The sequence below is a fragment of the Intrasporangium sp. DVR genome (genome assembly GCF_040365325.1).
Lineage (GTDB): Bacteria > Actinomycetota > Actinomycetes > Actinomycetales > Dermatophilaceae > Intrasporangium.
In genome coordinates this window covers 21,539-34,677 of sequence record NZ_BAABZW010000029.1, presented here as the reverse complement: position 1 = coordinate 34,677, position 13,139 = coordinate 21,539, and the positions used below count along the sequence as shown (strand labels likewise).

Annotated in this window: 12 protein-coding genes, 1 tRNA gene and 1 other RNA gene; 4 read left to right on the top strand and 10 right to left on the bottom strand. The window is 71.6% G+C overall.

The window, feature by feature from the left end; all coding sequences use genetic code 11:
* Positions 1-35 precede the first annotated feature (35 nt).
* From ABWV20_RS18215 to rnpB, 3 genes are all read right to left on the bottom strand, one after another.
* Positions 36-503 carry an FAD-binding protein gene (locus ABWV20_RS18215; protein ID WP_353357712.1) on the bottom strand — a complete coding sequence of 156 codons (468 nt, stop codon included), beginning with the start codon at positions 501-503 and terminating at the stop codon, positions 36-38.
* Between the two features lie 33 nt (positions 504-536).
* On the bottom strand, positions 537-2,222 hold the full coding sequence (locus ABWV20_RS18210) for an acetolactate synthase large subunit (protein WP_353357710.1): 1,686 nt from the start codon (positions 2,220-2,222) through the stop codon (positions 537-539).
* A 174-nt stretch (positions 2,223-2,396) separates the two neighbouring features.
* Positions 2,397-2,777, bottom strand: an RNA gene (gene rnpB / locus ABWV20_RS18205) — RNase P RNA component class A.
* A gap of 161 nt (positions 2,778-2,938) precedes the next feature.
* Here rnpB and ABWV20_RS18200 point away from each other — a divergent pair.
* Positions 2,939-3,715, top strand: a complete 777-nt coding sequence (locus ABWV20_RS18200; RefSeq protein WP_353357708.1) for a hypothetical protein — start codon at positions 2,939-2,941, stop codon at positions 3,713-3,715.
* 27 nt (positions 3,716-3,742) lie between these two features.
* Here the strand turns inward: ABWV20_RS18200 and ABWV20_RS18195 are convergent, their stop codons facing one another.
* A complete protein-coding gene (locus ABWV20_RS18195; RefSeq protein WP_353357706.1) occupies positions 3,743-5,182 on the bottom strand; it encodes an RNB domain-containing ribonuclease in 1,440 nt (479 codons plus the stop codon).
* Between the two features lie 49 nt (positions 5,183-5,231).
* Between ABWV20_RS18195 and ABWV20_RS18190 the strand changes: the two genes are divergently transcribed.
* Positions 5,232-5,984, top strand: coding sequence for a YaaA family protein (locus tag ABWV20_RS18190; RefSeq protein WP_353357704.1), 753 nt, complete (start codon positions 5,232-5,234; stop codon positions 5,982-5,984).
* Positions 5,985-6,101: 117 nt separating this feature from the next.
* Here the strand turns inward: ABWV20_RS18190 and ABWV20_RS18185 are convergent, their stop codons facing one another.
* The 6 genes from ABWV20_RS18185 to ABWV20_RS18160 all read right to left on the bottom strand — a co-directional run bounded on the left by ABWV20_RS18185 (position 6,102) and on the right by ABWV20_RS18160 (position 10,415).
* On the bottom strand, positions 6,102-7,292 hold the full coding sequence (locus ABWV20_RS18185) for an O-succinylhomoserine sulfhydrylase (RefSeq protein WP_353357702.1): 1,191 nt from the start codon (positions 7,290-7,292) through the stop codon (positions 6,102-6,104).
* Positions 7,289-7,702 (bottom strand): rhodanese-like domain-containing protein, encoded by a 414-nt coding sequence (locus ABWV20_RS18180; protein WP_353357700.1) that lies wholly within the window; start codon positions 7,700-7,702, stop codon positions 7,289-7,291. The genes ABWV20_RS18185 and ABWV20_RS18180 overlap by 4 nt, the downstream gene beginning before the upstream one ends.
* A gap of 25 nt (positions 7,703-7,727) precedes the next feature.
* On the bottom strand, positions 7,728-8,732 hold the full coding sequence (locus ABWV20_RS18175) for a reverse transcriptase-like protein (protein WP_353357698.1): 1,005 nt from the start codon (positions 8,730-8,732) through the stop codon (positions 7,728-7,730).
* Positions 8,729-9,532, bottom strand: a complete 804-nt coding sequence (locus ABWV20_RS18170) for a zinc ribbon domain-containing protein (protein ID WP_353357696.1) — start codon at positions 9,530-9,532, stop codon at positions 8,729-8,731. The genes ABWV20_RS18175 and ABWV20_RS18170 overlap by 4 nt, the downstream gene beginning before the upstream one ends.
* Positions 9,466-10,341: a Nif3-like dinuclear metal center hexameric protein gene (locus ABWV20_RS18165; RefSeq protein WP_353357694.1), complete on the bottom strand. Its 876-nt coding sequence runs from the start codon at positions 10,339-10,341 to the stop codon at positions 9,466-9,468. Before ABWV20_RS18165 ends, ABWV20_RS18170 begins: the two co-directional genes overlap by 67 nt.
* 1 nt (position 10,342) lies before the next feature.
* Positions 10,343-10,415 (bottom strand) — tRNA-Val (locus ABWV20_RS18160).
* 172 nt (positions 10,416-10,587) lie between these two features.
* On the opposite strand from ABWV20_RS18160, the gene ABWV20_RS18155 reads away from it, so the two are divergent.
* Together ABWV20_RS18155 and ABWV20_RS18150 are read left to right on the top strand one after the other, a co-directional pair.
* Positions 10,588-11,835 carry an alpha-hydroxy acid oxidase gene (locus ABWV20_RS18155; RefSeq protein WP_353357692.1) on the top strand — a complete coding sequence of 416 codons (1,248 nt, stop codon included), beginning with the start codon at positions 10,588-10,590 and terminating at the stop codon, positions 11,833-11,835.
* Positions 11,836-11,885: 50 nt separating this feature from the next.
* On the top strand, positions 11,886-13,085 hold the full coding sequence (locus ABWV20_RS18150; RefSeq protein ID WP_353357690.1) for an ABC transporter substrate-binding protein: 1,200 nt from the start codon (positions 11,886-11,888) through the stop codon (positions 13,083-13,085).
* Positions 13,086-13,139 lie beyond the last annotated feature (54 nt).

Here is a 13,139-nt window from a genome sequence, read left to right as displayed (position 1 = left end):
AGCCAGTATGAGAGCGGCAGAGAACCCGTGCCGGTTCACCCCTCAAGGCTTTCCGCCTCGCTGACCAGCGCCGACACCAGCGCGGGCCCGCACCCCCACAGCAGGTGGAACCTGGGCAGCCGGTTGCCGCGCCCGTCCCGGGCTCGCTCTGCCCAGTTGGCGACCGGGAGGAAACCCAGCCCGCGGCCGACCAACCACTCACGGACGTCGGGGACGCATCGTTCGATGTACCGGCGGGCCCAGGCCTGCTGGTGCTCGCTGCCCGGGCCGAACTCCGCGTAGCCCTGCCAGTCCTGCCAGGCCAGCTCGAACGAGTCACGGATCCCGAGCCGTCGCTGCTCGGGGCTGTCCACGAAGAAGATGCCTCCGAAAGCGTCCCTGCACTGGCCCCCGAGCCAGTCCCGACCGCGGAGCTCGTAGATGGTGACGCGCCGACCGTTCCGGGCCAGCTCCACAGCCGCGACCAGAGCGCTGATGCCGCCGCCGACGATGATGACGTCCATGTCAGGCTGTTCTCCCGTTTCGAGGTGGTCAGGTCAGGGTGCGATCCGGCGCTTCAGTGCCCTGGCGAGGGGCCGCGGCAGTGATTCCAGGGCGCCGAGGGCCATCGGGAGGGCCTTGAGCCGGCGTCCGCTGAACACGGGTGGAACCGCGACCTCGACGAGGTGGGGTCCGGGCTCGGCGAACGCATTCCTCAGGGCGTCGGCCAGCTCCTGGGTCGTGGAGGCGAGCACGGCGGGGACGCCGAGCCCTCGGGAAACGGCAACGAAGTCGACGGGTGGGTCGGAGAGGTCGAGCTGAGCCTGTGCCTTCTGTCCGGAGGCTTGGGCGCCGACCCGCTGCAGCTCGACGTCCAAGATGCCGTACGAGCGGTTGTTGAAGATCACCACGGTGACGTCGAGGCGTTCGCGTGCCATCGTCCACAGCGACTGGATCGTGTACAACGCTGAGCCGTCGGCCTCCAGCGCGACGACCGGCCGGTCGGGACAGGCGATCGCCGCGCCGACCGCGACGGGCAGTCCCTGCCCGATCGCTCCGCCGGTCAGGGTCAGGACGTCGTGCGGCGGTGCCGCCGCGCTCGCGCGTGCGAAGCTCACCCCGGAGGTGTTGGCCTCGTCGGAGACGATCGCCGCCGCGGGCAAGAGCGCGGCGATCGTCTGGCAGGCGGTCTCGGCCGTGAGCCGTCCCGGGGGAGGCAGGGCAGGGGCCGTGGAGACCTGCTGCGCCGTCGGCGTCGTCCGAGCCGTCCGGGGCGTCGCGGAACCGCGGGTGACGAACGCGTCGGCGAGGGCCTCCAGCGTGCCCGCCACGTCCTCGCCGTCGGTGGTCAGCTGATGGACGACGCATCCCTCAGGCACGAGGTAGCTCTTCTTGCCCGGGTAGGCGAAGAAGGACACGGGTGCCGGGGTGTCGACGAGCACGAGGTGCTTGAGCCCGGCCAGCTGGACGGAGGCCAGCTCGGCGAAGTAGGCGATCCGTTCCACCGGAGGCACGCCGACACCACGCTCGATCCGGCGCGGGAACACCTCCGCGAACAGGGTGGCTCCCGTCGCTGCAGCGATCCGTCCGGCAGCGCGGAGCGCCGGCCCGTGCAACGCCGAGCCGCCGAGGAGCAGGGCGGACCGTGTGCCCAGGAGTGCAGAGCGAGCCGCCTCGATCGCCTCCTCGCCGGCCAGCCGTGGAGGGGCTGGCGGCACCGGCACCGCGGGCTGCACCCCGTCGGCCCAGGACAGGTCGGCAGGCACGATCAGCGTCGCCACCTGCCCCGGCGGACCGCTGGCCGACGCGACCGCCTCGGCGAGGTCGCTCGGCAGCGCTGCGGCGCTCGTGGAGGTGCGCACCCAGCCTGGTGAGACGTTGCGGGCCACGGTCTCGATGTCCGACTGCAGCTGCGCGTCGTACTGCACGTGGTAGGTCGCGTGGTCGCCGATGATGTTGACGACGGGCACCCGGGCCCGCCGGGCGTTGTGCAGGTTGGCGAGACCGTTGCCGAGGCCGGGCCCGAGGTGCAGCAGGGTCGCCGCTGGTCGACCGGTCATCCGGGCGTACCCGTCGGCGGCCCCCGTCGCCACCCCTTCGAAGAGGGCGAGCACGGCACGCATCTCGGGGACGCTGTCCAGGGCCGCGACGAAGTGCATCTCCGAGGTCCCCGGGTTGGTGAAGCACACGGTCACACCTGAGTCGACCAATGTGCGCAGCAGCGCCTGCGCCCCAGACGGCATCCGCTCCACCTCCTGAGTCCCGAGCCGGTCCCACGCGTGGTGGGCGCGAGTTGTCGACCCGCACTTACCCGCCAGTAGCGAGTGGACGTGATGCTAGCGAACGCCAACCCGACGCGGTTGTCACGTTGGTCACACGAGGGCTGTCCACACGGTCCCGCAGTCCGATGGGGGGAAGGGATGAGTCGGCCGGTACGCCGGGTTCTGTTCCCCGCCTCCGTTACCGGCGGCGGGGCGACGGCCATCCATCTCGGCCGGCCATTGCTGACCGGCTCCAGCGCCCTACCCGCGCACTCGACCGGGCCGGTCTCGAACGTGCGCTGTCTGGGCTTGCTCCGGGTGGGGTTTACCGAGCCGCTCCAGTCACCTGGAGCGCTGGTGGTCTCTTACACCACCGTTTCACCCTTACCGACTGCCGAAGCGGCCGGCGGTCTGTTTTCTGTGGCACTGTCCCGCGGGTCACCCCGGGTGGCTGTTGGCCACCACCCTGCCCTGTGGAGCCCGGACGTTCCTCGGCGGAGCCCCGGAAGGCTCCGACGCGACCGTCTGGCCGACTCATCCGCCACCATGATAGATGCCGTATGCCGCTCGGTTGGCTCTGCCTTCCCCGCGAGCAGCCGCGGGGGTGACCTCCGTCACATCGGGCCGCTCCTGTCAACGGATCCGGCTGGTTGTTCGTCGTGCATGGGAGACCGTCGATACGCAACCGCACCCAGGACATGAGCGAGCAGCTGAAGACCGAACCTAGCCCACCCGCCCGTAGAGCGACGTTGCTCGACCTCTCCCTCACCCAGCTGGTCGCCGGCTCGTTGGCGGCCGCGACCGCCGCCGCCCTCGGTTCGCGGCTCGGCGTCGTCGGCACCATCACCGGCGCTGCCGTGGGTTCCGTCGTCAGCGCCATCGCCTCGAGCCTGTACACGGCGTCGATGCTGCGGGCCCGTGCAGCCCTGCAGTGGAAGAAGGCGCACACTCGACGACGCGGAGGGCCGCTGCAGGTGCCCCCCTCCCCCATCGACCCGTCGAGTGTGCAGTTCGTGCCGCCGACCCCACCGTCGGGGGTGCAGAACCTGCCAAATCCCCGCGGGCGGCGGGTGCTGGCCGGGGCCGCCGTGGTCTTCGCCCTGGCGACGACCGTCCTGCTCGGGCTGCAGCTGGCCAGCGGCACTGACGTCACCGGCACCTCGGTGGGCAGCCGCCAACCGGTCGCGCAGCAGGAGGGGTGGGCCGACGTGGGGACTAAGAGCGGACCGGACGAGCCCCCCGCTACCTCGACGCCGCCGCCCAATGACAACTTGACCACCGGCTCGAGCCGGGTGCCCGAGCCGGCAGCACCGACCGCCACCGAGCCGACCGCCACCCAGCCGCCGGCCGGCACTCCCTCGACGCCGGCCGAGCCGCCGGCGACGGACCCTGGAGCCGTCGACCCCACCACGCCCACTGACCCGACACCGACCCAGCCCACCGCGCCAGCCGGCCAGGCAGCGGGAGCGAGCTGAGCGGCATACGGCCGGGAAGGACCTGCGTCAGGTCACGATGCTGAGCTCGACCCGCCCCGTCTCGATCTCGGCGGCGTCCACCCGGACCCGGACGCTCTGCCCCTCCTCGGCGCGACCGGTGGCCTTGGTGACGACGGCGAGGTCGATGAGCTGCACGACCACGTGCTTGTCGTTCTCGTCGACGACGACCCCCTCGATGGTCGACCCCACGTGAGACCGCAGCTCGGCGGCTTCGACCGCGTCGGTGCACGCCCGCTCGACCCCGCTCGCGCGGCGGTCCGACGTCGCCATGATCTCCGGGATGGACGGGAGGGCCGTGCGGACCCAGGCGGGGACCGCCGTGCCCGCCGACAGGGCCTCGCAGACGACGAGGCCGAAACGGTCGACGAGGCGCCGCAGCGGTGCAGTGACGTGGGCGTAGGGGTTGGCGACGGCCGAGTGGTTCGGCTGATCGGGGACGGTCCCGTCGAACGGCGTGTAGCCGGCCCCTCGGAAGAGGGTGGTCGCCTCGTGGATCAGCGCCAGGTGCTTGGGGTCGTCGCGGTCCAGCGTGCGCAGGAACTCCCCGTAGGTCTGCTCCTGCGCCCAGGGCACCCCGGCCGCTGCAGCCTGCCTGCGGAACCGCTTGACGTCGCGCCCGTCGGGATCGGGCATCGTGCGCAGGATGCCGACCTTGCCGCGCAGCATCAGGTCGGCCGCCCCCATTCCCGTGAGGAGGGAGATCTGGGCGTTCCAGTCCTCGGACGGCAGGAGTGGACGGAAGCTGACCGTGAAGCCGCCCTTGCCGTCCTCAGCAACCTCTTGCTCCGGCATGGGAAGAGACGCGCCGCCGCGCTTGCGTTCCAAGGCGATCCGCTTCTCCCCCACCTCCTTGAGCAGAAGCAGCACGTCCTCGGCCGATCCCTCGTCGACGAGGCCCTGCACCTCCGCGTAGTCATACCGCCGGATGCTGCGAACCATGGCCCGGGCCACGCTCACCTCGACGCCCTCACCGTCAGCGGCGAGCACCAGGTCCCACACGAAGGCCGGCCGGACCTGCCCGGGCAGCAGGCTCGCCGCGGCTTCGCTCACCTCCGAAGGGTGGAGCTGGACCCGCTTGTCCGGACAGTAGATCGTCTGCCCGCGGCGGCGCGACTCGACGTCGATGGCCCCGTCGGGCCGGACGAAGGCGGGCACGTCGGCGATGGCATAGCGCACTCGGTAGCCGTCACCGTGACGCTCGATGTGCATCGCCTGGTCGAGGTCGTTGGCAGTCGCTGGGTCGATCGTGATGAAGGGGATGTCCGTGGCGTCGCGGGTGGGCAGGTCCGCGGCGCTGGCGGCCCGACGGGCCTCCTCGAGGGCCTCCTCGGGGAACTCCTCCGGCACCTCGAACTCGTCGCGAATCGCCTCGAAGCGCTCGACGAGGGCGACGCCCGCGCCGCCCGGGGGCTCTGCTCGGCGATAGACAATGTGTCGCTTGGCCATGGCGCCACCCTACGCAGGACGGACTCCGGAGCGGCTTAGGCTGTGCGGCGTGCTCATCCTCCTGCCCCCCTCCGAGGGCAAGACGCAACGGCGCCGCGGCCGCCGGCTCGACCTCGGGACGCTGTCGTTTGCCGAGCTGACGAGCCTGCGGGAGGCCCTCATCGACCGGGTCGGGGAGGTCAGCGCCCGCCCCGACGCCCACCGGCTCCTCGCGGTGAGTCCCAACCTCGTCGAGGAGGTGGCGCGCAACACCCGACTGCGCACTGCCGCGACGGCGCCGGCGAGCGAGGTGTACACCGGCGTCCTCTATGACGCGCTCGACCTCGGCTCACTCGATGCCGCGGCGAAGCGCAGGGCCAACCGCCGGGTGATCATCCTCTCGGCGCTGTTCGGGGCCGTCCGCCCCACGGACCGGATCCCCGCCTACCGGCTCAACCCGTCGGCCGAGCTCCCGGGTGTGGGCGACCTGACCCGCGCCTGGCGGGCAGTCCTCGCGTCGGCGCTCGAGCAGGCGGCCGGCGCATCGGGACCCATCGTCGACTGCCGGTCCAGCGCCTATGTCGCGATGTGGAACCCTCGAGGAGCTCTGGGTGAGCGGCGCGTCCAGATCACGGTGCCGGGTGCCTCCCACATGGCGAAGCACACCCGTGGGCTCGTCGCTCGTCATCTCGTCCAGTCCGCCGCGCGACCGCGTCACCCGGAGGACCTGGTCGAGATCCTGGCCGACGGATTCGACGTGCGGCTCACCGAGCCCGAGCGAGCCGGCCGCTCCTGGCAGCTTGCCGCCACGGCCCGCACCTGAGCGCCCGCCCCACTCGAGTGGCCCTGCTGTCCACAGCGGGCCACAGCGGGCCACAGCAGGGCCTGTGCACTCCCGGGCCACTTGAGCGAGCGCTCGGGCCACAGGACGCGGCGGGCGTCAGGCCAGGGCTCGCTCGAGGTCCTCGATGAGGTCGCGCACGTCCTCGAGCCCGACCGAGACGCGCAGCACGCCGTCGGTGATCCCGACGGCCGCGCGCGCCTCCGGCGAGAGCCGGCGGTGCGTGGTGGTCGCGGGGTGGGTGATGAGCGACTTGGCGTCGCCGAGGTTGTTGGAGATGTCGATCACCCCGAGGGCGTTCATGGCCTTGAACGCCTCGGCCTTGCCGCCGTCGATCTCGAACGTCACGACCGTGCCGCCGGCCCCCATCTGGCGGCGGGCCAGCTCGTGCTGCGGATGCGACTCCAGGAACGGGTGGACGACGCGCCTGACCCGGGGGTGCGACTCGAGGAACCGGGCGACCTCGAGGCAGCTCGCCGCCATCCGCTCGACACGCAGCGACATCGTCTCGAGGCCCTTGACCAGGACCCACGCGTTGAAGGGCGACATCGCCGGTCCCGTGTGCCGCATGAGGTTCTGCACTGGCCCCTCGATGAACTCCCGCGTCCCGAGAACCGCCCCGCCGAGGACCCGCCCCTGCCCGTCGATGTGCTTGGTCGCGGAGTAGACGACGATGTCGGCGCCGTGCTCGAGCGGCCGGGAGAAGACGGGGGTGCCGAAGACGTTGTCGACGACGACCTTGGCCCCGGCAGCGTGGGCCAGCTCGCAGACCGCCCGGATGTCGACGAGCTCCTGCATGGGGTTGCTCGGCGTCTCGAAGAAGACGGCCGTGGTCGGCTCGGACAGGGCCTCCCGCCACTGGTCGAGGTCCGGGCCGTCGACGAAGACGGTCTCGACGCCCCAGCGCGGCAGGATCTCGTCGAGGATGACGAAGCAGGAGCCGAAGAGGGACCGCGACGACACGACCCGGTCGCCCTGGCCGAGCAGCGCCGCGAGAGCCACCCAGACGGCAGCCATGCCGGAACCGGTCGCGAAGGCCGTCTCCGCGCCCTCGATCTGAGCCATCCGGTCCTCGAACATGCGGACCGTCGGGTTGCCGTAGCGGGAGTAGACGAACCGGTCGACGTCTCCCGTGAAGGCAGCCTCGGCATCCTCAGCGGACTCGTAGACGAAGCCCGACGTCAGGTACATCGCCTCCGAGGTCTCCGCGAAGCCGCTGCGCGCCAGACCGCCGCGGACGGCGACCGTGTCGGGACGCCACCGCCGGCTGCCACTGTCCGCCCCGGTCATCCCTGCACCCACGGCAGGCCCGCCACCTTCCATCCGGACACGGTGCGGTGCCGCTCGGGGTCGTGGGGGCCCTCGAAACCCTCGCTGACGTTGTAGGACTGCGCCCACCCACCGGCCGTCGCCGCCTCGGCCGCGGCGATGGACCGCACCCCTGAACGGCAGAGGAAGTAGACCCGCTGGTCGGGCTCGATCCCGGCGGCGGCCAGGTCGTCGACGAAGTGCGCGTTGAGGCGGCCGTCCGGGTAGCGCTGCCACTCGATCCGCACGACGTCGCGGCCGAGGGATCTCAGGTCGGGCAGCCCGACGTAGGACCACTCTGCGTGGGTCCGCACGTCGACGAGGACCGCTCGGGGGTCCTCCTCGAGGGCCGACCAGGCCTCGGTCGGGGTCACGTCACCGGCGTAGCTCATGACTGCGAATATCGCACAGCGCCCATCAGGCGAGATGGTCCGTCCGGTTGGTGAAAGCCACCGAAGCGGCCCCGTCGGCCCACACCTCGACGCCGGTCAGGCTTCCCGGCGCAGTCGCCAGGCTCCAGAACCGGTCCGTGTCGAGCCCGAGCACCTCCGCGAGAACGGTCAGCACGCCCCGTCGCGTCGTCACGACGACAACGGTGCCACCGCCTCGCCGCAACCGGCCGTATGCCGCTGAGCTCGCCGCGTCCGCCGGCTCGCTCCCAGCCCTCCCGGGGTCAGCCGTCCAGTCGGCGGACACCTCGGCCTCCGCCCCGATGGCCTTGGCGACGGCGCGTCCGGTCTGCTGGGCCATCGGGTCGGGCGCGGCGATGACCCGGCTGCCGCGTCCCGCGAGATGCCGGACTGCGCCGGCGACGCGCTGCACGCCCCCGTCCGTCGACGGGATCTGGACGAGCAGGAGTCGCAGGTCCTGTCGCTCGGCGACGTCATCCGCCGCGTCCGGAGCATCCGCGATGTCGGGGGCCTGCGAGCCCTCCGCATCGGCTCGCGCGGACTCCGTGCCGGGGGTCCGGCGAACGGTGTGCCCGTCCATCGCCTCGTTGGACAGCAGGTCAGCGGCCTTGTTTCGCTCGCGTGGGATCCACTCGAAGACGACGCTGCCACCGGCCGCCTCGATCTCCTGGAGCACCTCGCGAACCTGCCCGGCGAGCCGGCGCATGTCCTCGTGCTTGACCTTCCACCGTCCCGACATCTGCTCGATGACGAGCTTCGAGTCCATCCGCACGTGCACCCGCGCCGTCGGATCGATCTCGAGGACGGCCTGCAGGCCGGCGAGCAGACCGGAGTACTCGGCGACGTTGTTGCTCGCCACGCCGAGCGGCTCGGCGAGCTCGATGAGCACGTCGCCGGAGGCCCGGTCCCGGACGAGCGCACCGTAGCCGGCGACCCCTGGGTTCCCCCGCGAGCCGCCGTCGGCCTCGACGACGAGGTCCCGACCGGGACCGCTGCGAGAGCCTCGGGTCACAGCCCCGACTCGCCGGTGCGGATCATGATCCGGCGACACTCCTCGCATCGAATGACCTCGTCCTCGGCGGCACGCCGGATCCGGTCGAGGTCGACGTTGTTGAGCTCGAGCCGGCACCCTCCGCAGCGGCGGTGGCGCAGCTCGGCCGCGGCCAGCCCGCCGCTCTGCGTCCGGATCTTCTCGTAGAGGCCGAGGAGGTCGTCCCCCACCCCGGCCACGATGTCGGCCCGCCCGGAGCCGACCTTCGTCTCCTCGGCCTCGAGCTCGGAGAGCTTCGTGCCCTGCTCCTGCTCGAGGCGGTCGAGCCGCTCGACGACCTCGGCGCGTCGCGCCTCGAGGTCGGTGACGCGCTTGGACAGGGTCTCGGCACGCTCCATCACCTCGATCTCGAGGTCCTCGAGCTCGGACTGGCGCCGGGCGAGCGAGGTCAGCTCGTGCTGGATCGCCGTCAGGTCCTTGGCACTGCCCTGGCCGGAGTCGAGCCGGGCCTGGTCGCGGGCCGCCCGGTCGCGGACGAGCTGGACGTCCTGCTCCGACTTCGTCAGCTCACGCTGGACGTCCCCGACCGCCGTGCGCGCGTTGACGAGCTCGGTGTCGACGGCGGCCAGCTCGGTGCGCGCGGCGACGATCGCGGCGGCCTGTGGCAGGTGAGCGCGGGCGTGCGCGATCTGGTCGAGTCGCGTGTCGATGGCCTGCAGGTCGAGCAGGCGCCACTGGCGGGACGGATCGGCTTTCAGGACACACCTCCAGATGGGGCCGCAGGGGTCACCGCGGCGTTGGCTCCGACCACGAAGGTCCACGGCTCGGTGCGGATGGACGAGATTCTCGACTCGACCCTAGTCGGTGCAGCCGGGTCCTCCCCCAGCGCGGCCAGCAGCCGTCGCTCGACACTGGTCAGCCACAGGGACTCCGTCGCCCAGTGCCCGGCGTCGATGAGGTAGGGGGTCCCGCCCCGAGCCTCCTCCCTGGCCTCCAGGACGGGGTGGTGGCGCAGGTCCGCGGTGACGTAGACGTCCGCTCCACTGGCCCGCACCGCCTCGAACCGGTCGTCACCCGACCCGCCCATCACGGCGATCGTCCGCACGGTCGCTTCCGGGTCACCGCTGACCCGGATGCCGCCGGCGGTGGGCGGCAGGGCCGCCGCGACGGCGTCGGCGAACTCCGCCAAGGACATCGGGGAGCCCAGCTCGCCGACGCGCCCAGCGGCATACGGCCCGATGGTCGTCAGGGGGCGCTGGGAGGTCAGCGCGAGCGCATCAGCGAGCACCGACGAGACCCCCGGGTCGGCGACGTCGGCGTTCGTGTGGGCCACGTAGAGGGCGATGTCGGAGACGACGAGGCTGGTGACCGAGGCGCCCTTGGCACTCGTCGTCGCGACCGAGTGGACGCCCCGCAACAACAGCGGGTGGTGCGTGACCATGAGGTCGGCGCCCCACTGGCGAGCCTCCTCGATGACGGCCAGCGTGGGGTCGAGCGCGAAGAGGACCCGGCGCACGGGCTGGTCGGGGTCGCCCGTCACGAGCCCGACGCGGTCCCACTCCGCCGCGCTCTCCTGCGGGTAGAGCGCGTCCAGCTCAGCGACGATCTCCCGCAGCGTCAGCTCACTCATGTGGGCCCGGCCGGTCTCGAACCGACGACACCCGCGGTGTAAACGCGGTGCTCTACCAACTGAGCTACAGGCCCCGGGACCGGACTCGCCTCGTGGCACATCCTGGCCCGGCGGCCCATTGTGTCAGGAGTTGGCGCGGACGCGAGCCGCCACATCGAGCGGCCAGCCCGGCCCGGGGCAACTGTTGCAGAGGTGGGATCTGCGGACCTCCCCAGACTCCGGCTCCAGAGGGCATGATGAGGCCCCATGAGAACCCGGCGCCGACGTCCCCGTTGGTCCGAGTTGCGCCCCCTCGTCCGGATCGAGCCTCCCGCCATCGCCTCTGCGGAGCGCAGGGTGGCCGCCGCTGCCACGATCGGCGACCTGAGAGACATCGCCAGACGCCGCACCCCTCGATCGGTCTTCGACTACGTCGACGGAGCGGCCGAGCAGGAGATCAGCCTGCGCCGCGCCCGCGACGCCTTCGCCCAGGTGGAGTTCCGGCCACGGGTGCTGCGTGACGTCAGCGAGGTGACCACCGAGCGCAGCATCGTCGGCAGCCGGTCCAGCCTGCCGTTCGTCCTCGCCCCGACCGGCTTCACCCGGATGATGCACCACGAGGGCGAGCGGGCCGTGGCGCGCTCCGCCGCTCGCGCCGGCATCCCCTACGCGCTCTCGACCATGGGCACGGTCTCCGTCGAGGATGTCGCCGCCGTCGCACCCCACGCAGAGCGCTGGTTCCAGCTCTACCTGTGGCGCGACCGGGAAGCGTCACTCCAGCTGATCCACCGCGCGCGGGACGCGGGCTACACCGCCCTCGTGCTGACCGTGGACACCGCCGTGGCCGGCCGGCGCATCAGGGACGTCCACAACGGGATGACGATCCCGCCCTCGCTCACCCTGCGCACCCTGGCCGACATGTCAATCCATCCGGCGTGGTGGTTCAACCTGCTCACGACGGAGCCACTCGAGTTCGCCTCGCTCAGCCACTCCGGCGGGACCGTGGCCGACCTGGTCGACCGGATGTTCGACCCGTCCGCGTCGACCGCCGATCTCGCCTGGACCCGCGACCAGTGGCCCGGGCGGATCATCGTCAAGGGCATCCAGAACCCGGACGACGCCGTCTCGGTCGCCGATCTCGGCGTCGACGGCATCGTCGTGTCCAACCACGGCGGGCGCCAGCTCGACCGCGCGGTCACGCCGCTCCAGGTCCTGCCGGAGATCGTCCGCGCCGTCGGGAGCCGGACCGAGGTCCTGCTCGACACCGGAATCATGGACGGCGCCGACATCGTCGCGGCGGTGGCCAACGGTGCGAGCGGCTGCCTCGTCGGGCGCGCCTACCTCTACGGCCTCATGGCCGGCGGTGAGCCCGGCGTCGACCGAGCCCTGGCCATCCTGGGCGACCAGGTCACCCGCACCATGCGGCTCCTCGGGGTCAGCTCGCTCGACGAGCTGACCCCGGAGCACGCGATCATCCCCGGAACGGGCTCCCCGTCCCGGGCCACCACCCCATGAAGCACGCCGGCCAGCCCCGGCCGGCGGCAACGTCGCACACAGGAGGAACCATGCCTACCAAGCTCTTCAGCATCGCCGTGGCTGCCACGGCGGCGCTCGCCCTCGCCGCGTGCGGCGGCAACGGCGACGGCGGTGACGGCGGTGACGGTGGACAGACCGGCGCGGCCGGCGGCGGGCTCAAGGGCCAGGGGTCCGGCGACTCCTGCACGATCTCGCAGGCCGTCCCCGTCGGCGCCGCCCTCAGCCTCACCGGCCCGGCCGGCAGCTACGGCACCTCCCAGCAGAAGGGTCTCCAGCTCGCTGTCGAGCAGCTCAACGCCAAGAGTGGCGTCAAGTACGACCTGAAGATCGAGGACGACCAGACCGACCCGCGCCAGGGCATCACGGTGTTCGAGGGCTTCGTCACCGGCGGCAAGAGCGTCATCATCGGCCCGACCCTGTCCAACACGGCCTTCCAGGCCCAGCCGATCGCGCAGGAAGGCAAGGTGCCCGTCCTCGCCATCTCCAACACCGCGAGCGGCATCACGGCCCCAGACAAGGACTACATCTTCCGCGACTCGCTCACCGAGGCCCAGGTCATCCCGCAGACCGTCAAGCAGGCCAAGGCCAAGTTCAACCTGTCGAAGGTCGTCGTCATGTACAGCAACGACGACGCCTTCACCGAGTCGGGCTTCAAGGTCTTCGACGAGGCGCTCAAGGCCGAGGGCGTCCAGGTCCTCGAGACCATCACCTTCTCCAAGGCCGACACCGACTTCCGGGCGCTGCTGACCCAGGCCAAGGGCCAGAACCCCGACGCGCTCGTCGTCTCGGGGCTCATCGAGGCAGCCATTCCCCTCGTCACCCAGGCCCGCGAGCTCGGCATCGACGTCCCGATCATCGGCGGCAACGGCTTCAACAACCCGAAGCTCATGGCCGACGCCGGCGAAGCCGCCGAAGGTGTCGTCGTGGGCGCTGCCTGGAACTCCGCATCGGAGAACGAGCTCAACGCCGCTTTCCTCAAGGACTTCCAGACGAAGTTCAACGCGGCGCCCGACCAGTTCGCCGCCCAGGCCTACACCGGCCTGATGCTCATCGACCACGCCGTCCGGTCGAGCTGCTCGGGCGAGCGCGACGCGATCAAGGACGGCTTGTCCAAGATCAGCAACGTCCCCACCGTGCTCGGTGACCTGAGCATCAACGCGAACCGCGACGCCGAGCACGCCGCGGTGGTCCAGGTCGTCGAGGGCGGCAAGTTCACCGTCCTCGAGTGACCGTGACCGGGCTGGGGCCGCTCCCTCCGAGCCGCCCCAGCCCGGCCCCTCTCG